The sequence below is a fragment of the Bacteroides sp. NSJ-39 genome (assembly GCF_014287315.1).
GTDB classification, from domain to species: domain Bacteria; phylum Bacteroidota; class Bacteroidia; order Bacteroidales; family Bacteroidaceae; genus Bacteroides; species Bacteroides finegoldii.
The window spans coordinates 29,975-52,695 of the sequence record NZ_JACOOB010000011.1 but is presented as its reverse complement, the minus strand read 5'-3'; the positions used below and the strand labels follow the sequence as shown (position 1 = coordinate 52,695).

At 43.0% G+C, this 22,721-nt stretch carries 15 protein-coding genes; 4 read left to right on the top strand and 11 right to left on the bottom strand.

All coding sequences use genetic code 11. The features are described 5' to 3' along the window. Positions 1-7 precede the first annotated feature (7 nt). The 9 genes from H8S63_RS13255 to H8S63_RS13215 all read right to left on the bottom strand — a co-directional run bounded on the left by H8S63_RS13255 (position 8) and on the right by H8S63_RS13215 (position 15,731). Positions 8-2,581: a GDSL-type esterase/lipase family protein gene (locus H8S63_RS13255; protein ID WP_186927054.1), complete on the bottom strand. Its 2,574-nt coding sequence runs from the start codon at positions 2,579-2,581 to the stop codon at positions 8-10. A gap of 34 nt (positions 2,582-2,615) precedes the next feature. Then, on the bottom strand, positions 2,616-4,613 hold the full coding sequence (locus tag H8S63_RS13250; RefSeq protein ID WP_186927053.1) for a DUF5125 domain-containing protein: 1,998 nt from the start codon (positions 4,611-4,613) through the stop codon (positions 2,616-2,618). A gap of 21 nt (positions 4,614-4,634) precedes the next feature. After that, positions 4,635-6,125, bottom strand: a complete 1,491-nt coding sequence (locus tag H8S63_RS13245) for a glycoside hydrolase family 30 beta sandwich domain-containing protein (protein ID WP_186927052.1) — start codon at positions 6,123-6,125, stop codon at positions 4,635-4,637. A 20-nt stretch (positions 6,126-6,145) separates the two neighbouring features. Further along, a complete protein-coding gene (locus tag H8S63_RS13240) occupies positions 6,146-7,681 on the bottom strand; it encodes a RagB/SusD family nutrient uptake outer membrane protein (protein WP_007749848.1) in 1,536 nt (511 codons plus the stop codon). Continuing rightward, a complete protein-coding gene (locus tag H8S63_RS13235; protein WP_022275596.1) occupies positions 7,681-10,686 on the bottom strand; it encodes a TonB-dependent receptor in 3,006 nt (1,001 codons plus the stop codon). The genes H8S63_RS13240 and H8S63_RS13235 overlap by 1 nt, the downstream gene beginning before the upstream one ends. Positions 10,687-10,895: 209 nt before the next feature. Then, a complete protein-coding gene (locus tag H8S63_RS13230) occupies positions 10,896-12,539 on the bottom strand; it encodes a DUF6377 domain-containing protein (protein WP_186927051.1) in 1,644 nt (547 codons plus the stop codon). 39 nt (positions 12,540-12,578) lie between these two features. Then, the gene (locus H8S63_RS13225; protein ID WP_186927050.1) at positions 12,579-13,517 is read right to left on the bottom strand and encodes an AAA family ATPase; all 939 of its coding nucleotides are present in this window, start codon (positions 13,515-13,517) and stop codon (positions 12,579-12,581) included. A 133-nt stretch (positions 13,518-13,650) separates the two neighbouring features. Further along, positions 13,651-14,262, bottom strand: a complete 612-nt coding sequence (locus H8S63_RS13220; protein ID WP_186927049.1) for an HU family DNA-binding protein — start codon at positions 14,260-14,262, stop codon at positions 13,651-13,653. Positions 14,263-14,510: 248 nt separating this feature from the next. Further along, positions 14,511-15,731 (bottom strand): pitrilysin family protein, encoded by a 1,221-nt coding sequence (locus H8S63_RS13215; RefSeq protein ID WP_186927048.1) that lies wholly within the window; start codon positions 15,729-15,731, stop codon positions 14,511-14,513. Positions 15,732-15,835: 104 nt separating this feature from the next. Between H8S63_RS13215 and H8S63_RS13210 the strand changes: the two genes are divergently transcribed. From H8S63_RS13210 to H8S63_RS13195, 4 genes are all read left to right on the top strand, one after another. Further along, positions 15,836-16,369, top strand: coding sequence for a TIGR00730 family Rossman fold protein (locus tag H8S63_RS13210; protein WP_007749864.1), 534 nt, complete (start codon positions 15,836-15,838; stop codon positions 16,367-16,369). A gap of 4 nt (positions 16,370-16,373) precedes the next feature. Further along, on the top strand, positions 16,374-16,979 hold the full coding sequence (locus H8S63_RS13205; protein ID WP_007749866.1) for an SIS domain-containing protein: 606 nt from the start codon (positions 16,374-16,376) through the stop codon (positions 16,977-16,979). Beyond that, complete coding sequence (locus tag H8S63_RS13200; RefSeq protein ID WP_186927047.1) at positions 16,967-17,887, top strand: carbohydrate kinase; 921 nt, start codon at positions 16,967-16,969, stop codon at positions 17,885-17,887. Before H8S63_RS13205 ends, H8S63_RS13200 begins: the two co-directional genes overlap by 13 nt. Before the next feature lie 187 nt (positions 17,888-18,074). Further along, positions 18,075-19,676, top strand: a complete 1,602-nt coding sequence (locus H8S63_RS13195; RefSeq protein ID WP_186927046.1) for a DUF6377 domain-containing protein — start codon at positions 18,075-18,077, stop codon at positions 19,674-19,676. 119 nt (positions 19,677-19,795) lie between these two features. On the opposite strand, the gene H8S63_RS13190 is transcribed toward H8S63_RS13195, so the two are convergent. Together H8S63_RS13190 and H8S63_RS13185 are read right to left on the bottom strand one after the other, a co-directional pair. Further along, positions 19,796-21,325, bottom strand: coding sequence for a sulfatase-like hydrolase/transferase (locus H8S63_RS13190; RefSeq protein WP_186927045.1), 1,530 nt, complete (start codon positions 21,323-21,325; stop codon positions 19,796-19,798). A 27-nt stretch (positions 21,326-21,352) separates the two neighbouring features. Continuing rightward, positions 21,353-22,714: a sulfatase gene (locus H8S63_RS13185; protein ID WP_186927044.1), complete on the bottom strand. Its 1,362-nt coding sequence runs from the start codon at positions 22,712-22,714 to the stop codon at positions 21,353-21,355. Positions 22,715-22,721: the final 7 nt, after the last annotated feature.

Here is a 22,721-nt window from a genome sequence, read left to right as displayed (position 1 = left end):
TCTATTCTTATTCAGACTTTACTACCACAGTATTCATACTTTGAGCCAGATTCTCAATTGTTGATTTCGAACCATCCAACGGAGCATAGATTTCCAAACTGGACTTCAACATACTTCCATCACAAAGTTTGTTTATTTCTTCCTCATTCATTGCCGAACGGTAGAAGAACAGTTCACTGTACTCTCTGCCCTCTGTAGAACTATTATCACCGATAATAAACTTACCTACAGTCAGTTTCTCGTTCAATTCTCCTGCTAAACTCTTATCGGTGTATAGCAATGTACGTCCTTGTGCATAATAATGTGTCAAAGATACTACATGCCATTGATTATCCGTAACATTTCCACCTACTATTTTACCTTGCGATGGAGAGTTATATACTACTTTTCCCTCCTGAATCTTCAAAGTTCCCATAGTATTGCCACCATTTGTAAAAGTGGCAATCGTTCCATCTGTAGCACCTTTCACCTTAAAAGAGATTGTAAACGGATGTACTGTTTCTTCCGGAGTAAATTCCAAAACCTTTCCCGCCAAAGTATATGAAGTTCCGGAGACACGTGCAGGAAGAGTCTTACCAGCTTCTATTGCATCAAACAACGAAGGAACCATAGCATAAAGGAATTCACGGTGTCCTTCTGTATTCGGATGATAAAGATCCGTACCATTCTGATAACCGTCTGCCCATTTACCACTACCGTTATCTATTGCACCTAACATATTGACAGAAGGAAGATCCCACTCATGAATCAGCAGATTCATCTGTTTTACATATCTATAATCGCTCTCCTCAAAATCTCCACGAGTATAATTATTCATCATCACGGGATATTTACCGTCTTCACGCGCTTTACTAATCAAAATCTGCATATTGTCTTTGAATTGATTATAGATAGCCTGCTGATCGGCAGCCCCATGTATTCCCTCATTACCCAAAGAAAGTCCGAAGATAACATACTTGCCGCAGTCATACAACAAATCATTGTAACGAGCCAACAAATTCAATGTACTGTTTCCACCAATAGAAATACCAGATGTATACCATGGCAGACGGGTCTCCTGATTCTTGAAACGCTCGTCCTGCAATTCACCGAACATATAGGCATAACCATGATTACTGTCTGCCCCCTGTCCGTTAGCGACAGAAGATCCCATTACAGAAATCTTAAAAGGATCTATACCTTCTTCACCACAATCAATATAGAAAGCGAAACGACGGAGATCTAAAGTGATATTATACGTACCATGATTCAAATTTATATCACTGGAAGAATAGCCAGAATTGGAGAAAGCCACTTCATTAGGAGTATCAGAAATACGTTTCATTGTATAATCCCAACTTTTGTTCATAATAAAGTTGAAGCGGGCACGGTCACTTGCCGTACCAAGTCCGGTCAGTTTTACCCGTCCACCCCATACACCTTTACCTTGATAGGCAAGCGGTACACCAGCTCCGGCATTCCAACCTCCTTCCGTAACACTCCCAACAATGCTCCATTCTTCTACCGGAGTAATGGTATAACTCTTCTTTGACATATCCACTACAATATATACCGGACCTGTCACCTCTGCCGAGATACCGTAACTATTCATCGCCACAACACCAGGTTCATGTCCCTTTCCAATATCAGTAGATACCCCCTCCGATGTTACCCCCTTGAAAGAAAACTTACCCGATTGAAGTGACAAAAAAGCTTCAAACTTATTACTTACCTTGTCTGTCGGAGAAATCATGTGCATAGGCACTTCTCCTTCTTCTACCGCACTACCGGTTATTGTCAACGAAGTAAATGTTTGGGGACGTTCTACATCGGTATATTCTTCTAGCTTCAAAGCATTTATTGCCATATATGCTCCCGTACTACGAGAAACAGCAAAGGTCAAGGTGCCTTCTTCATCCGGATAGACTAATCCGGACTCGCAGATATTAGCAATATTCTGGTTAACCCCTTCTCCGCCTAAATTTGTTCCGGCAATCTGCAACTCACCTTGATAACTGTTCAACCCGGACATCGTATAATAAGCAACACGTTTCTCTGTGGCACTTCGGCTACCGAACGCATAGAACTTATATGCCTTCTCCTTATCCAAGCCGGAAATGGTAAAGTTATTGCCATTCTCCCCACTCTCTATATAGAAATAATCTTCTGTAGCTGTAGATACGGCAAAATCTTTCAACAACTCTGCGTCAGGAGTTAACAAACCACCTCCGCCAGAACCTCCATTAGTAGAAAAACGGGTATTCAACGTCAGTTTATAGCCTACGGAAGTACCTTCCGAGTTAACAAAGTCTTCAAATACAGAGTTAACAGCAGCATAAATCCCATCATTATTATAAATGTTATTCCAATAGTGTCCGTTCTCATCCGGACTTTCAGTTTGAAAACCTCTATTTTCCCCTCCTACCGAACCAAAATCAAAATAAAGGGTTTGTACCAATACAGGATTGATAGGCTCCGGCGCAGGTATCACTACCTCTTCGTCTTCCCCCGGTATGGGAGAAACAACAGGCTCATCGTCATTGCAAGACCCAACAGTAAGCACTCCAAAGAGTGCCATAACCAAAAGTATATGTTTTTTCATGTTCCTTCTTTTTACAGATTAATATATGATATAGTTATCGTATGCCGGACCATTCTTCCATTTTCATGATATTCAAAGGGATATAATCACCTGTCGCACGGGAGACTGTAAACAAAATCTTTCCTTCTTCATCCGGATACACCCAATCCGATTCACAGATATTCTCTACATTATGATTCTTCCCAGTACCTCCACAATCGGTGCCGGCCGCCTGTAATTCTCCTGCCCATTCGTTTGTACCAGCTATCGTGTAGCGTGCTGTACGAATCTGAGTTGCGTCTCGACTAGCAAACATATAAAATTTGTACCCTTTATTTTTATCCAAGCCCGAAAGAGTAAAGTTACCATTATCTTCCAACTTTTCTAAGAAGAAATAATCACCGGTGGCTGTAATCACTGCTAAATCACCTAATTTGTCTTTATCCGGATTCGTCAAACCACCTGCTTTATTAGCCGTAAAACGTGAATTCAACGTCAATGAAAAGCCTGTCTGATCATTCCTTGAATTTACAAAATTGGTATAAACAGAGCCCTTCTTTGCATAAAATCCATCATTATTAATAATATTATTCCAGTAATTTCCATTATTATCCGGGGAGACTGTCGGTTCCCCGCGAGTTCCACTTTCATTACCACCAAAATCAAAATACAATGTCTGTACTAGTGTCGGTTGCGGTTTCACCTCTCCATCTGAAATCTTCTTGAAAGAAATTACTGCCTTATCATTTCCGGCTGTCAAATCAACAGTAAGTACATAGGTCGCTCCCTCTTCCAGCTTTACATCATTAGCAAGTTCAAAATTTTTGCTATCTGTCAACTTCAACAATGCTTCTGTACCGGAAGCCAATGTTATCTGAGAAAATTCTCCTCCATAACCATTCTGGAAGAAGAACTTAGCACTTATATAATCAAAACGGAAACGCTGTCCTATTGATGAACCATGTTCAGGGCCTGCCACTCCAGTAAACTGATATTTCTTTGATGAAATTTCCGGCATACAATAGTTGCTTCCGATATTCCACCCAAACTGGCTATCCAATGAAGGAGAGCCGACTCCCCAACCCATTAACCAAATAGCACCATGTCCGTCATCAGAAAGAGTAGCCTCCTCATCACCGTTCATGCGGGTCACACTAAAATATTTCTGCTTCATATTAGCTACTACACGATACTTGCCATTCACCGGTAAGAAAGTCAATGTGCCATTGGATTCTTTCCTAAAATAATCCGGATTAATCCACCAGCCATCCAGATCTATACCCACAACTACTATGGACTGTCCCTGAGTAAATGATTTCTGTATCAGATAAGTATTCGCATCCTGTGCTATCATCTTCTCTCCGTCAAACAATACATTGACCAATGGAGAAACTGCGTATGTAAGCACATTGAAAGTTACCTCATAAGGTTCTGCCTCCGTACCGGAGAAAGTGATGGGATCCACATTCTTCCCTTCCGAAAGCTGATTCTCATTATCCCATCCGAAAGTCAGTTCGTTGCCGTTTTCACCGACTTTCGGGGTTTTAAAATAAGCCTTCATATCTTGAGGAAATCTACCGGTCACACTATAATTATACAGAGACTGCCTCTTCATCAGATATTCTTCACCCATTTCGTCAACCAAAGTGACATAAGGGAAGTCCGGTCGGGACAAAACAACCTCCCGCTCCATTTCCGTAGTAGTGAAATGGATATTCTGAAGGACAAACTTCAAAGTAGCCCTACCATCAATCACGTTGGGATAATAAGGCACAAAGACTTTGCCCGTATAATCGCTACCACTTGTCTTGGTGCGAATCACAGTTTCCGACACCAATTCCTCTCCATAAAAAAGTTTCGCTTTCAAAGTAGAAAGAGGTACATCCACATCCGAAGCCTTAATGGTGAACGGGAGACTATCGCCATAAAGCGCACTTACTTTCCCAGCTCCGAGTTCCATATCCGGATTACCCGAAAGGAATTCATCGTCACTACAGGAATTCATGACCAGTATTCCTACCAATGCCAATATTATATAGATACTTTTATTCATGTCTTTATACTTTTAAGGTTCTTATTTCAACTTCGCCCAACGGTAAGAGGTCACAGACTTGCCAGGAACATCATAAGCAAAATGACGTTTACCATCACTGATAGTTATCCTCTTTGTCTTCTCATTGTTATTCATCAAAACAAAGGCGTATGTACCATCCGTATTCTCGAAAGCAGAATACATAATATTGCTGTCGGAATAGCCGGATGCACCGATACGTACTGCGCCCGGTTTCACTACACTTGAAAGATGGGCAATAATATAATAATGTGAGTTACGAATGATTGTCTTATAGTCACTATTGCTGATATCCACCGCTCCATAGCAAGTCTGGCAACCACCTTCACGATTGGGAGCACGGTCATTATCAAGCATCAGATTCCATACAATCACCCCTTTACACCAATTGTTCACTGTTCCCAATGCAACTTCTTTCATATCTTCCAGCAATCGCTTTGACAAGTCACGTCCGCTATTCCATGTACCGATAGAAGTTTCCGTAAACAGTAGTTCTTTCTCGGGATAAGCTTTATGGATTTCCAGCAGTTCCTCACGATCGCCGCCATAATTGTGATATGCTGCACCGGCTATATACTGGGATGCATCGCTATCACCGTAAATCTTGACCGGATACTGTTTCTCTGCCTCAAGATTGCTGTAATCATAATTATGATCATAGGCATAAATCTTTGTATCCAATCTCGCAGCCTTGAACTGAGGTCCGAGTGCAGTTTTCACAAAGTCTCTCTGTTCTTCCCAACTCATGTACATCGAAGCCGAATTGCCATGATTCAATGGTTCATTTTGAGGAGTCACAGCATAAATATCAATACCTTCGGCCTTAAATGCCTGTACCCATTTTACGAAATAGGTAGCATAGTCTTGATAATAAGCAGGATTCAGCTGTCCGCTTGTCCACGTCGTCAGCGGGGTAAGATCTTCCAAACTCTTTACCTTCATCCACAAAGGGCAAGTCCAGGGGGCTGCAATAATCTTAATAGAAGGATTAATGGACAGAATCTCTTTCAGAATCGGCAAGATATAGTTTTTCTCTTCACTCTGCAAAGCAAAGTTCTCTATTCCTTTCGTATCGCAACAAGTATATTCGCTCAACGAAAAGTCCGAACAACCAATCGAAATACGAATATAACTAAACCCGAAACCACTATTATCAGAGAATGTTTCGGTCAGGAAATCATGGCGGTCCGTCGGCTGCATCTGTAAAAGATTAAAGCAGGTAGCTCCCGTTATGGCTGCCCCGAAACCATCCATTGTTTGGTATTGTTCTGTAGGATCCAGCGTGATAGAAGTAGGTGCCAGGTTATCCTTCGAGCTGAAGTTAACCGCATCACGGGTTAAATCACGTGTCAGGCTGTTGGTCGTTGCATAAATCGTCACATCTCCGGTTGGAACAGGTGCTACCGGTTTTTCTGCGTCGTCACTGTTGCTGCATGCAGCTAATATGGTGAAGCACCCTAAAAAAGTCAATGCTATATTTCTCATGTTTATCATAATCTTAAGTTTCTAATATATTAATAACCCGGATTCTGTTGAATCTTATCATTCGCATCAATTACTGACTGCGGGATAGGCAAGCGATAGGAGTTCTTATCGAAAGCATAAACCTGTGCCTTGCGTCCTGAATCTTTCGCATACACAGCATTCATCACTTCTTCTACCTTGTCCAGACGTACTAAATCAAACCACCGTTGTCCTTCAAAAGCCAGCTCCAACCGACGTTCTTTAAGCAAAGCGTCAATCATGGAATTCTTGTTTTCACGGATAGATGAAGGAAGTTTCCCCAAACCGGCACGTTTCCGTATTTCATCAATAATACCGGCAGCCGCTTCCAAATCAGGTGTATCCTGCATTATCAATGCCTCTGCCTTCAGCAACAACACATCAGCATAACGATATTTTATAATACTACTATTGGCCGAACGGCATTTATACATGAACGGATAATTATCCGACGGATAATAATTGCTCCACGAACAGTCATAATAAACAACCGACTCTTTAAAACGAACCTCATCACCTTCTTTCTTGAAAGCATTAATCAAGTCACGTGACGGAGTTACCCATTTCGCCCATGTGAAGTTGGTATTCCAGTTCACCAAATCGCGTCCGAACATCCACGAACACCAATTGCCCGCTCCGGGAGTAAACTGTGCCTCAAGAATAGCTTCCTTTGTATTACGTACTTTCGCATCCGTATTAGCATCGTTCATGCCAAACAAATCGCTGAAATCTTCTACCAAATCGAAGCCATCCGCTTTCACTTCATCACAATATTGGATTACCTTCGTATAGTCACGCAACGGCTTTTCTGCATAAATTTTAGCTAATAATGTACGTGCCACCGATTTGGTGAATAATGTCTTATTGCTCAGTGTATTGTCCGGTGCATACTTCACAGCATCCAATAAATCTTTCTCAATCTGTTGGTAAGCTTCAAGTTCCGTATTTTGCTCAGGAAAATACTGGGAATATACATCTTCAATATTATCCGAAGTAATATCATCCGCCACAGTTGTAATCACCGGAAAGTCTCCCCAAAGACGCACCATATCAAACATAATCATAGCACGGAATATCTCCGCTTCCGCTTTATACTGTGCCCGTTCGTCGGCAGTCAATGAATTATCTTTCACCAGGTCGATGTTGCAAATCAGCTTATTGGCACGGGCAATATCCTCCAAATACCGGTTCCAGTCACGCTCCAATACAGAATTCGATCCTTCAATAGAATTATTTTCAAACGGAACAACTTCCGCTCCCGTAGTACCTGCATAGGCATTGTCTGAATGAGAATCCGCAATCAGCAGCAAATCCACATACCAATGTTCCTGACGATCACGCATCTGATTGTAAAGCGTAGTCAGATGGCTTTCAACAGCTGCCTTATCCTTGAACACAATCTTCGTTCCGTTATCCGTTATTCCTTCAGTCACATCCGAATAGGTGTCTAATGGCTCATAATCCAGTGAACAGGAAGAAATCCCCAATAACAGACCGGACGTCAATCCACAAAATATAGTTCTTAGTTTCATAATCTTTCCTTTCATTAGAATTCAACATTAATACCAAACACGTATGATCTGCAATGCGGGTAAGTTCCCCAGTCGATACCCTGCACCGTACCGCTATTACCCCATTGGTTCACTTCCGGATCCATACCGGAGTAACTGGTCCACGTCAGCAGGTTGGTAGCTGTAAAATAAGGTTGCAGACGGGTGATTCCCCATTTCTTCAAGAGTTTGCCTTTCACGTTGTATGACAAAGAGACGTCTTTCAACCGCAGATAACTGCCATCCTCCACGAAATAAGTAGAATTCAACAGTTTAAAATTGGCTTTCGGCACATCCGTTATCTGTCCGGGTATTCTCCAGCGTCCCAGCACGCGGGTCGACTGATTCTTACCATCATACATACCTTCCGTTTCGATACGTGAAGCGTTATAAACATCATTTCCGTACGAACCTTGTATAAAGATACTCAGATTAAAACCTTTCCAAGAGAATGTGTTGGTCATACCATAAGTGAAATCCGGATTCGGGTCACCGATATAAGTACGGTCGGAAGATGAGATCTTACCATCATGATTCAAGTCACGATACATCAGCTCACCGGTTTCCGGGTCCACACCGTCGCTAATATAGCCATAGAAACCTCCCAAAGCACGCCCCGGCTCATTACGTACGACATAATCATTGACTACATCCGCTGTCTTCGCATCATAATACACTTTTTGCAGTTCCAGCTTCGTCAGTTTATTCCGGTTGAAAGAAATATTGAAATCCGTATCCCAAGTAAATGCTCCGCCACGGAAGTTCTTCGAACTGATAGAAAATTCAAAACCCTTGTTCACCATTTCACCTTCGTTTCTGGCTATCGAAGTGGCTGCGGCAGCGCCGGCAGGCAGAGATACATTCATCAGCATATTCTTTGTTTTCTTATAGTAGTAGTCCGCATTGAACGTCAAACGTCCATTCAAGACTGTCAAATCCAAACCTATATTTGTCTGTGTGGTTGTCTCCCAAGTTAAATCGGATGTACGTAAGTTCGCCTGACTGATGGTCGGTACGGCATTGGCATAATCCGTCTTATCCCCTTCCTCACCTTTCTTAAACCATTCGATACGACCGATGTTATAACGTTGCAGATAAGCATAGTCTCCGATACCCGATTGGTTACCCGTTTGTCCCCAACCTCCACGCAGCTTCAAGTCATCAATCCAAGTCAGATCTTCCATAAACTTTTCTGAAGAGATACGCCAAGCGGCAGAAAATGATGGGAATACCCCCCAGCGATGGTCAGGATGCAGTTTAGAGGAACCATCAGCACGGATATTGGCAGTCAGCAGATACTTACTGTCGAAATTATAGGCTACACGTCCGAAGAATGACATGATACCCCATTGGGAAGCCCCTGTTCCGGTATTATCCCAAGAAATCTTATTGGCCGCATTCAAGGTCTGGATCTGGTCATCACGATAATGAGAACCGTTAATCCAACTGTTTGAATAGTCGGAATCCGTCCACGACGAACCGGCCATGACTTCCAGTCCATGCTTTTTGAAGTTCTTATTATAAGTCAAGACATTATCAAATGTCAGGACCGTATTCATGTTCCGATTATCCGAAGCCTCTCCATATTGGTTGCGTCCCCAAGTAGTGGAAATAGGATCAAGGAAAGTAGTATTGACAGCATTACGGCGGTCAAGAGTAAGTGTCGATTTGAATTTCAACTCAGGAAGAATCGTCAGCAACACGTTACCGGAAGCCAATAAACGATTTTCTTTATCTTTATTGTTCTTTGCACGTGCCATATTCTCCAGTGGATTGGTGATATTGCCCACTCCATAAAAATTATTATAATATTGGTTCGGGTTCAAAGCGTCCCAAACCGGAGCATACGTCGGAGTATTGATAACCGCCAGAATAACACCTCCCCGATTCGCTCCTGTACCCATAGCGCCTCCTCCATTGCTTGTATAGTCGGAATAAGAGATATTAGCACTAACGGTCAACCATTTACGAACCTGATTTTCGAGATTCACACGGAAGTTATAACGTTTGTAGTAAGAGATATCCAACACACCTTGTTCATTCAGATATCCGGCAGAAAGATAGTATTTCATCTTCTCGTTGCCATTGGATACAGCAATCTGATAATTCTGGGTCTTCCCTGTCTGGTATGTCTCATCAAACCAATCGGTGCGGTCGGGCAATCCGTCAGGCAGAGACACCAGTCCGATCTCGTCCTGCAATTCTTTGTACTGTGACGCATTCAAGGACTCCACTTTATCGGCCACTTTATTCAGTCCGAACTGGGCAGTCAGAGAAACTTTCGCATTTCCCGTCGCACCTGCTTTTGTCGTAATAAGAATCACACCGTTAGCGGCACGCGAACCGTATATAGATGCGGAAGAAGCATCTTTCAAGATCTGCATACTCTCAATATCATTCGGAGAAAGGAACTTGATATTGTCTACCGGCACTCCGTCTACTACATATAGCGGATCGTTACTTCCATTCATTGAAGTAGTACCACGCACACGGATAGACATCTCGCCTCCCGGCGTACCATTGGGCTGGATGACCGATACACCTGCCGCCTTACCCTGAATGGCCTGTCCGGCAGATACAATGGGACGCATATCCAGATCTTTGGTGGATACGGAAGAAATGGCTGTCGTCACATCTTTCCGTTTCACCGAGCCATAACCGATTACCACCACTTCATCGAGCACTTCATTATCTTCCTGAAGTGTGACCTTCATTTGACGGGTAGCCTTCATCTCCTGCGACTTATAGCCCACATAAGAGAATACCAGAATGGCATTTTGTTGAACATTTAATGAAAAGTTACCGTCCAGATCGGTAATCGCACCGTTAGTCGTTCCTTTTTCCTGTACACTAACACCGATAAGCGGTTCGTTCTGCGCATCCAGTACCTGACCGGAGGCAGTAATTTGTTGTGCGGATGCACTCAATGATAGAAACATTGCCAGAATAGCAAAGAGAATCTTGCGACTCCCCGAAAGGATTTTTCGCCTGTTCTTTTTCATGCGTACTAATTTTAAAGTTAATAATAAACGTCCGTCCGCAATGGAGTTCCTCTCATTGCTTCCGAAGCACAGGTCAAAATTATAAAGAAATGAGAACGGATTCATAAGGAGGGGGCAATAAGTGGATACCATTAAAAGGCAAACAATTCATTTCCAAAAGCTTACTCTCTTTTCTTCAGTCTAAAAAAGTGGATAGTTTACAACCTTGATTAGCGGATTTTTCGTACTAAATCCTCAAAATCCTCTCTCGAGCCACGAGTTTTGTTCTTCACTTTTGCACGGTAATTATAGATTGTGTTCACCGAATAACGAAGGAACTCAGCGATCTGTGAACTGTCTTCAATGCCTAGACGTATCAAAGCGAAAATACGTAATTCGGTATTCAACAGTTCGTCTTTCTTCAATACAATCCGTTCATTATCCTGCAGCAGGTCATTAAACTTCTTCACGAAATCGGGGAACAGATGTAGAAAGGCTGTATCGAAGTTGGCATACAACTCTTCCAACTCTTCGTCAAGAGCGTCCTGCGAACGGGTTATCTTTAAAAGTTCCGCTATCTGTCCGGCGGATACTTTCTTATTCACCATACGCCGATAAGCATCCAAACGGTTAATATAGGTGGAGCACAGCTTGATAAACCGCGCGATATATTCCTCCTTAATCTGATTGGACTCTGAAAGTTCTATGTTGGTGGATGACAGACAACTGTTCATCTGCCTCAACTCCTCATTCAGTCCGTTTAACTGCTCGTTAGCCTGTTGAAGATGGTTTCGTGCATCCGCAAGTTTCTTCATCTGACGATAGATATAGCCCAAAGCCACTATCAACAGTACCAGCAATGTAGTGATAAGCAACAGATATTGCTGGAGACGACCATTCTGCTTTTCAATCATTGCCTGATAAGTCTTGTCAATCAGTGAAAGTACATCAGCACTTTGCCAGCTACGCAAACGGGCATTGTAGAACTTGGTCGCATTCCATGAAAAACGCATATACTGATAGGCACGCTCCATATCTCCGTCCTCATAAAGAAGTTGGGCAAGCATCCACAGCGACGCATGATCTTTAATAGCCGAACGAATATCTGAAATAGCGGAGATGCAGAGATTCTTCTCCTCCCCTAGATGATCCCCACTGTATTTGTAGATGAGGGAACGATGATAAGTGGCCATCGCATATTGAGGTGTATACGGCTCCATCTCCGCCAATCGGAGGTCATTTATTTTCAAGGCTTCCTCATATTGATGTTGGTCACGAAGCAACGCTTCACGCATCAACAGACGTTCTTCCGATGCAGGCGGCAATATGGCGTACAAAGAATCCCTATATGCCTGCGAGATACTCCAATAATGTCCCGAAAGGGCTTTATCCTGTGTATAAACGCTCAATTCTCCATACACATGATCGAAACAAGTGTAATAATCCGGGATTAAGCGAGCGGCTACCTCCTGACGGTCTACCGACTCCAAAACGTCGATAGACTCTGTATACATCCCCGTCGAAGATAGTAGTAATGAGAGCTGCAGCTTGCTTTCTATCTTCCGGTCTGTATCATGCAGATACTCTGCAATCCGTATATTCTCATTCAAATAATGAATGGCGGAATCGCAGATAAAAGCTCTGTATTCTTTGTATATCTGATTATTCAAGTTGTAATGTTCCGCTGACTTGACCTCTATTCCATTTACCAATGACTTAAGATGTCCGATACGCAACTCACGTTGGGCAACGTATGTCTCATGCTCTTGAATCGTCCGGTCAAGCACGTTCAAGAGTGAATCTAAAGTCTTATCGGCCCAAGTATATAACGGCAAAGAAAGAAATACAAGGAATAACAGACTATTCTTTTTCATTGGAGTATCAAGCTTAAAATACAAAGGTTAGTTATTCAGTTATTTTTCTTCTTCTACCATCCAGCGCTCCACATTCCGCTTTTCCGCACTGAACTCCACACCGACTTTTATCACTTGCCGACCCTCTGCCGCATAAGGAAGCGTATAGCCTTTCTCTTCAATCTGTTGCAGGGCCTGTCCGGCAGTTCCTTTCAACTTAAACTCGAATACATAAACAAACTTAGGAGTCTTTACAACAGCGTCTGCACGACCCCGTGAGCTATGGACCTCCGCTTGGGTGAACTGCCCCATCAGCTTGAATATTAAATATATGATGACTTGATAATGACGTTCAGTCTGGCTATTCAACTGATTCAAGTCACTGAACACACTAACTTGAGAAAACTTTGTGACACCGGTCAGAAACGCAAAACGGAGGTAACGGTCCGCACTCTTCAATACCCCGTAAAAAGCCTTTAAGGTAGAACGGTAAGACTCAAGAAGAGGTTCATTCTGAATGGCCTGCAACAGTGGCTTATCATACTCATCCACCAATACCACAACACCCTTGCCCGTCTGTTCGGAAGCACGACGGATGACATAAGCAAAACGTTCTTCCGAAGCACGGTCACGCTTTTCTTCTCCATACACCGCTTCCCATCGTTCTAAGTGCTGATTTAAAATAGCATCCAAATCCGCCGGAGTGGTGTACTTACGGGCATTCAAGTCAAGATGAAGCACTGGATGCTCTTCCCACTTCTTCTCCAACTCTTCCACAGCAAGCCCCGTAAAAAGCTCACGTCTCCCCTTGAAGTAGACTTCGAACGTAGATATCAACAGACCTTTTCCGAACCGGCGCGGACGACTTAAAAAGAAAGGCTTGCCAATGTTCGCTATAGTCCACATCAATGCCGTTTTGTCCACATACAGATACCCGTCATTGCGAATATCCTCGAAAGTCTGAATCCCGATGGGGAGTTTTCTACCCGTTACCAACATACTGCCTCTGTTTTTAGATTGTTATCACACACGTATCTGCTACAAAAATACGAATTATACAGACGAAAACAAGTAGCATTCCTCTTTTTTAATTAGAATCACTCTTCATCCGTTCCGCAAATACGCACACAAGCTACAGATCGTCAACGAGCGGCACAATAAAATGCATCTGATTGCCACGTCCCACTCTCTTGATAATCCCTTCGGCCGCAAAAGATTTGAGGTCGGCAAGCGCGGAGTTCTTCAAGCGACCTGTGAGTTCAGTATAAGTAGCCCTTGTGATGAACCCATGCTTCCGGATATGCTGCAATACAATTTGTTCCAGTTGCTTCCTGTCCCACTCTTTCGAAGTACGGAAACCGATACATCTCCTACGTTCCAAATCTCCCCTAATACCGGTACGGAAAGACTTGGACGCACGGAAATTCACCCCATCAAAGGAAACGGAATTTGAACGTAAGTCATTCCTGTTCTCCACCAGGCGGGACTTTACTTTGGCAGAGAAGAATCCAAACTCTCCCAACTCCACCCGATATCCTTCACTCAGGTACTCCAACGTCTCGTTCTGCAACTCGGAAAGGATTCCTTCTATCATCCCCTCCTTGAAACCGGTTCTCTGGGCCACTGTCCGGATAAGACGCTCTGCCGTAATCGTTCCGCTATACACAATGTCGGCATACATTGTTTCCTTATCACCCTCTTTCGTGGTAAGGGACGGTTTTTTCTTCAAATTGTAATAAGCCATAATTCTTTTCTTACTATGTTTAGGACTCTTCAGTGCAGAGAATAAGAATGTTCTGTGCAGAAAACAGTGCGGTTTTATGTAGCCGGGAAGTCGTCACCTTGCAAGGTGACCATCGGCACCTTACAAAGGGACAAAAGGCACTTTATAGGGTGACAAACGGCACCTTATAGAGTGACATCTCTTTAGAGAAAAGAATAAAACTTGTAAAGATACGAATTTAATCAGCGAAAAGCAAGACCGCCTACTAATTATTTGTAAATCAACGTGGACAAATATTCCTCTGCAAACATTTCATTGGACACCTCCAACAACTGTTCCGCCGTCAAAGCTTCTATGCGTTTAAAGACAAGCTCGGACGACTCGTATTTGTGATAATGCAAATAGGTTTTCGCCATTCCCAAAGCATTATTTTCAAAATTGTCCGAAGCCACTCCTATTTGCCCTATCAGTTGCTTCTTGGCCGCCGCCAACTGGGACGAAGTCATCTTCGTATCCCGCATCCGCTTCAACTCCTTATAAGTCAGTTTCAAACAGGTATCCATATCTTCAACATCAGTGCCGAAGTAGATACAGAAAGCTCCCGTATCGGTGTAAGAAGTCAGATTGGACTCGACATTATATACCAGTCCCCTACGTTCGCGCAGAGATACATTCAGCTTGCTGTTCATACCGGGACCGCCAAGAATATTGTTCAGCAAATAAAGCGCCGTACGCTTATCGTCATACGCATTGTATCCACGACTGCCAATCATCACATGAGCCTGATGCGTATCCTTAGCGACCGTCAAATGCTCGGGAGCATAAAGCGGAGGAGGCACACGTCGGCTGTTTACCTCTCCGGCAGGGACATCCGACAGATACTTCTCCGCCAGACGGATTATTCTTCTGAAGTCATATTGCCCTTGAACGAAAAATACCATATTTCCCGGCTGATAGAACCGGCGCGTAAACGAAAGGACATCTTCGGTGCGAAAGCTACGCAACAGTTCCGGCTTACCCAGGATGTTCCTCCCCAACGGGTGGTTACGGAAAATCATATCCTCGAAATCATCGAATATCAATTCCGACGGAGTGTCTTCGTATGATTGAATTTCATCAATGATAACCTCCGTTTCCTTCTCAATCTCGTGTTGGGGAAAAGTGGAATGAAACACAATATCCCCCAGCAATTCGAGCGCCCGTTCCAGATGTTCGGTCAGGAAAGCGGAATAGACTACCGTTTCTTCTTTATTGGTGTAGGCATTCAAATCGCCGCCTACATTCTCCATCCGGTTAAGGATATGCCAGGCTTTCCGCTTCTCCGTCCCCTTAAAGATGAGATGCTCCACAAAATGAGCCATCCCCTGTTCGTGCTCCGCCTCGTCTCGTGTTCCGGCGTCGATGGCAAAACCACAATAAGCTACTTTCGAGAGAGTCGGTTCATGGATAATACGAAGGCCATTCGGTAGTGTATATTCGTTATAATGCATTGTTTTCTACTTCCTTATTGAATTATGCCGCAAAAATACAATAAAACTTATTGCTGTTTATAGAAAATTGCAGATATTTGTGGACTATAACAGTAACAACGTATATGGAAAAGATAGGAATATTCTGTTCTGCCGCCGCAAACATTGACAAAATGTACTTTGAAAGTGCCCGCCAAATCGGTGAGTGGATGGGTAAAACAGGTAAAACGTTGATTTATGGAGGAGCCGATCTCGGACTTATGGAATGCGTAGCGCGTGCCGTGAAGGAAAACGGCGGTAAAGTAATCGGGGTAGTTCCTACCAAACTGGAAGAGAAAGGACGTGTCTGCACGTTCCTTGATGAAGTGATCCATACCCACAACCTTAGTGAGCGGAAAGATATCATGACAGAGAAATCGGATATCCTGGTAGCATTGCCGGGAGGCATAGGCACATTGGACGAGATATTCCATGTAATGGCTGCCGCTTCCATCGGATACCACCGGAAAAAAGTCATCTTCTACAACGAATATGGTTTCTATGACGAACTGTTGAAAACACTCAAGACATTAGAGGATAAAGGATTTGCCCGGCAGCCTTTCTCCACCTATTACGAAATAGCAAACACGCCGGAAGAATTAAAAGAAAAAATAAACTGATTATATGATAGACTCCATCAAACAACTATTGCAACAGGAAGCACAAGCCGTGCTCAACATCCCTGTAACAGACGCATACGAGAAAGCTATACAACTGATTGTAGAGCAAGTACATCAGAAAAACGGGAAACTGGTTACTTCCGGCATGGGAAAGGCCGGACAAATTGCGATGAACATTGCTACTACTTTCTGTTCCACCGGTATTCCGTCCGTTTTCCTGCACCCCAGCGAAGCGCAACACGGCGACTTGGGAATCTTGCAGAAGAACGACTTGCTTTTATTAATCTCCAATTCCGGCAAGACACGTGAGATTGTCGAACTGACCCGGTTGGCACATAACCTCGATCCGGACTTGAAGTTCATCGTAATCACCGGAAATCCGGACAGTCCGTTAGCACAAGAATCGGATGTCTGCCTGAGCACCGGAAAACCGGCTGAAGTCTGTACATTAGGAATGACTCCTACCACCTCGACAACCGCGATGACCGTCATCGGCGATATCTTAGTGGTACAGACCATGAAAAAGACCCAATTCACCATAGAAGAATATTCGAAACGCCACCACGGTGGTTATCTGGGAGAAAAATCAAGGTCACTATGCGAAAAGTAATCGGCATCGGAGAGACCATCCTCGATATCATCTTTCGAGGAGAACAGCCTTCCGCAGCCGTGCCGGGAGGCTCCGTGTTCAACGGCATCGTGTCCTTAGGAAGGATGGGAGTCAACGTCGGTTTCATCAGTGAGACCGGCAATGACCGTGTAGGGAATATCATCCTGCAATTCATGCGTGAAAACAACATCCCAACCAATCATGTGAATGTATTTCCCGATGGCAAATCACCTGTATCGCTCGCTTTCCTCAATGAGCAAAGTGACGCTGAATATATCTTTTACAAGGACTATCCGAAGCAACGTCTGGATGTACTGTTTCCCAAATTGGAGGAGGATGATATTGTCATGGTAGGCTCATACTATGCCTTGAATCCAGTATTGCGGGATAAGATTCTCGAATTATTGGATCAGGCGCGTGAGAAGAGAGCCATTATCTACTATGATCCGAACTTCCGTTCTTCACACAAGAATGAAGCGATGAAACTGGCCCCTACCATCATCGAGAATCTGGAATATGCAGATATTGTGCGCGGTTCTTTGGAGGACTTCCTCTACATGTATAATATGCAGGACGTAGACAAGATATACAAAGATAAGATAAAGTTCTACTGTCCCCGTTTTGTCTGCACCGCCGGTGGCGACAAAGTATCTTTGCGTACCAACCTGGTCAGCAAAGAATATCCGATAGAGCCGTTGGAAGCCGTCAGCACCATCGGAGCCGGTGATAACTTTAACGCAGGCCTGATCTACGGACTACTTAAATATGATGTCCGTTACCGCGATCTGAATAACTTGAATGAAGAGATCTGGGATAAAATCATTCAGTGCGGAAAAGACTTTGCTGCTGAAGTTTGCCGAAGTTTCAGCAATTCGGTTTCGGCGGAGTTCGCACAAAAATATAAATAACAATTATTTCCTAATTTTATATAGGCATTTTTGAAAAAGATTCCATATCAAACCGGTATTTACTTTTACGGTTCGGTATAGAATTATAAATCTCAAACATGAGAATTAAATCACAAGCTAGTATTTATCAAATATTATATTTACCTTTATCCCAAATTCAACTTTAGCGATAAAATCTAATATAATCATGAGAAAGTTCATTTTACCTGTATTACTCTGCTTTATTTTTATCAATCCGGCTACAGCTAACGATGAAATCAAGTCATTACTAAAAACATTAGATAAAGCCCTAAAGTATAAATTAGATTATGCAGAACAAAAGCAAGAGCAAATAGATAGTCTTAAAATAGAACTGAAGTTACATCATAAAATACGTAAAAAAGTACAAATAGCCGAATTATTATGTTTCGCCTATTCTTCCTTTCAAAAAGATTCCGCTTTAACCTATGCTATTCATATGAATGAGTTAGCTCAAGAAAGTGGAGATAGAAAGCTTATCATAGAAGCCAAGCTAGACTATGCACGTATTCTATCTTCCATGGGATTTTTCAAAGAGGCATTGTCCATCGTCAATCCCATACAACATGAATTATTATCTCCCAAACTTAAAGTGGAATACTTCCTCGGGCAAGCCACTATCTACAATCACCAGAAGAATTTTGCTTCCAGTGAAATAGAATCACGCAAGAATGATTTGATAGAACAAACTTATCGCGACTCCTTACTCCAATGCGCAGAAGTCCCTTCCAATATACGAGCTTTCACAATTGCTCCTATCCTGCTACACAAAAAGAAATATAATGATGCCATCCATATGCTTGACAGTGCTTATTTAAGCTATCCCCAATATTCGCGGAATGCCGGTATATTAGCTTATTCATTAGCCTCCGCTTATCAAGGCAAAGGTGACTCTAAGAATGCGGTCAGGTATTTTACCATATCCGCCATATCTGATGTAATAAACGGAACTAGAGAAAACCGTTCTTTGCGAATATTGGCAAAACTTATTTTTGAAAGTGGAGATATAGATCGGGCATACGCATACATGAAAAATGCAATGGAAGATGCGATTTTATGTAATGCAAGAATTAATACTATCGAAGCCTCGGATATGTATCTCTTCATTGACAAAGCTTTTCAAGAGAAAGAAAAACGCAAATTTGTTATTATCAGTAGCCTACTCAGTTCGCTGTGCCTTGTTTGTATCCTATTATTTATACTTTTCACCCAACTAAAGAAGCAAAAGAAAAAAGTGGAACAAGCCAATAAAAGCCTGTCATATCATTTGGATGAAATACAAAACATAAACTCTGCACTGGCTGATAGCAGTAAAATTAAGGAAGAATATGTGGGATTATATATGGAGCAATACACCAACTATATCACTCAGATAGATAGTTTCAAAAAAAGAGCCCTTAAAATAGCAAAGAGTGAAGATATCAATAAAGTGGTTTCTTTCCTCAAGTCTTCGCTAAATACAGAAGGAGACTTGGCAGAGTTTTATAATAATTTCGACAAAGCAATCCTCAACTTATTCCCAAACTTCGTAGCAGACTTCAATGCGCTCTTATCACCCGAAAATGCCATAATACCCGGTACAGGCAAACTGCTGACTCCTGAACTGAGAATCTTTGCACTAATTCGGTTAGGAATCACGGACAGTGTAAAAATAGCCCATTTCTTGCAATATTCGCTGTCTACCATTTACAATTACCGCTCGAAAATGAGAAGCAAAGCTATTGGCGACCGTAACTCTTTCGAAGAAAGAGTGGGACGTATCGGGCAATAAAAGCTACTCTCACCATAACAAAAAACACCCACTGTAATAAGCTGTTTTCTCTCATTGCAGTGGGAATAATATTTTCTCATATTGGTGCTAAAAAAGCCCTTTGCACACATCTGTCTACATCAAGGATTGACTTTGACAACTTGTTCCCATTTCAATTTCGTCGGATAGCCCCAATCCGGTTTAGTAGGATCACAGAAATCGCCAACAGACGCCATTCGAGCATAAAGTAATTTAGTAAGTTCTTCACGTTTTTTACTATACTTCGAATTATCATAAAGATTATTCATTTCCATTGGATCCGCCTTAAGGTCAAAAAGCTGCGGATGACGCTGACCGTCTACATTGTAAAGTATAAGTTTGAAACCATCCTTCTTGATGGCTCGTTGGAGGTTAATATATGTCAGCAATATGTCCTTGCGCTTTTTCACTTTCGGGTTCTGTATGGTTTGCGCTAATGAAATACCCTTAACAGTAGCCGGCGCCTTTATCTTCGAAAGATCGCAGAGAGTGGGGTAAAGGTCATAAAGATAACAGTAGGCATCGCTCATAACATTTTGCGGGATATTAGGTCCGCATATCACCAAAGGCACTCTCACCGCCGCTTCATATAAGTTCTGTTTCCCCAACAGTCCGTGTTCTCCGACACAAAGGCCGTTGTCCGCAGCAAATACGATGATGGTGTTATCGGCTTTGCCGCTTTTTTCAAGCATATCAAGGATACGTCCTATCTGAACATCTACCTCGTTCACCATACTATAATAGCGGGCCCTTTCAGCAAGCACCTGTTCCGGTACACGCGGAGTAGGCAACAGTTTTTCATCACGTTCATTAAGGTCGCCATTATCAAACGGATGCTGTGTGACAAAATTCTTTGGCATCGTAATTTCCTTGCTGCCGTATTTGCGTCCGTAATCGGGTAATACGTTACGCGGATCATGCGGCGAAGTAAATGCGACATACATCAGAAACGGGTTATCATTCGATGCATTTGTTTCAATGAACTTGATGGCGGCATCGGCATACAACTCAGATGAGAAAGTATTGAGTGATGCATTTACCCATTGACCATTTTTGTATTTCCCTGTCGGGTCATACTCATGCAGATAAGGGCATCGGTGTCCCTTTTCTTCCTTTTCATTTCCATAGGGATGCATTCCCCCGAAAAAAATATTTGCACCCGTAGAGAACGAACGGTTGAATGCAGCTTTGTCACTATGCCATTTGCCGGTTCCGAAGGTTGTATAGCCGTTCTCGCGGAACAGTTCGGGAAATGTTTTCTCATTCTTGGGGATGATTTGTCCGTTGCGGTGTACATCCATCAGACCGCGCCCGGTAAGGAGCATCGCACGACTGGGCTGCGAGATGGCGCCATTGAGCCCGCCCATTACGTGAGTTTGGGTGAATGACATACCCTGATTGACAAGCCTATCCATATTCGGAGTCTGAATTTCGTTATTACCCCAGGCATGGATAGTGCTGAATGTCTGGTCATCCGTTAGTAATACAAGTACATTAGGACGTTTCGGGCTATTTTCTTTATTGACTTTTTCTGGATTTGCCCCGAATACAGAAGAGCCTCCAAAAGGGACATTTAATATGGCTGGAAGGCATAGGAACAGAGTCTTGTTTTTCATTTTTAAATTCATCATACTAGTTTTATTTTATAATTTAAGTTTCTATTTAGACGGTGCCTGGCAAGGGACTGCCCCCCAAGCACGATAATGCCTGGTCATTGCATTGTTCAATTTCCGAAACCTATCCCCTTGCAAAGGTAACGGAGTAGTTTCCAAAGAGTCCTCTTCCAAATTGAACATCTGCGCCTCTTCAAAGGGAAGATTCTGTAATAGTTTGTACTCATTATACCTCACAGCACTCTGTGACTTGCCACCAAACTGCGCACCACCTTCATTTCGGAGCCAAAAGACAAAGCGGTCTTCTGTGTTCTGGGTCTTTCCCTTAATGGCATCCAGTACGGAAATACCGTCTATCTCATGCTTGACCGGTACATTTACAAAGTCGCATATAGTAGGCATAAGGTCCATCATCACCACGAAGTGATTGTCATGTCGGCCACCTTCGAAAACTCCCGGCATATTCAATGCGCAAGCGACATGAATACCACCCTCAAACATATCGCCTTTGGCACCCCGGGTAGGACCATTATTCGCCATACTTCCCCGGTCTCCTCCATTATCAGAAGCAAATATCACCAACGTATTATTCAATTGACCACTTTCCTCAAGAGATTGTATCACCTTACCTATATTATAATCCAAATGTTCAATCAGGGCTATCAGCCTTGCACGCTTAACCGGCAGAGACTTGTCTCTCTCTTGCACCTTGTTCACCCATTCTACCGGAGGTTGCAAAGGAGAATGGGGAGCATTGTAGGCAAGATAAAGAAAAAAGGGCTTCTTCTCTTTTGCTTCTTTCTTGATATAATCCACACTCCATGAAGTAAACAATTCGGTAGCATGGCCTTTAGGATCGATTTCCTTATCATTCAGGTACATATAATTCCCTCCCTGTCGCCGATGCGTGTAATAGTCATCCATCATATCCGCAAGAAAGCCATGAAAATGTTCAAATCCTCTTTCATTAGGAAGGTTCGGACTTTCCCAACCCAAATGCCATTTACCAATCAACGCGGTTCTATAACCACCATTCTTGAGCACCTCAGGCATAGTGACGGCAGACGGATCAAAATAGCCCCAATTTTGGTCAACGGAGGGACGTATGACTCCGGGCACTCCTACCATAGCCGGGAAACGCCCGGTCAACAGTGCGGCACGCGAAGGAGAAGATACCGATGAATTGGCATAAAAATTATCCAAACGTACTCCCGTTTCAAAGATGCGATCAATATTGGGAGTACTCAAATCTTTGGCATATTGGCAGGACAAATCGCCCAATCCAAGATCATCTACAAGAATCAGCAAGACATTAGGAGTCGCTTTATCAACCGTATTCGAGGCCAAAGCCGCACCGGAAGTCATAGCAGCTCCCAATGCCAACAAGGCTGTTTTTTCTATCTTCATAGTTACT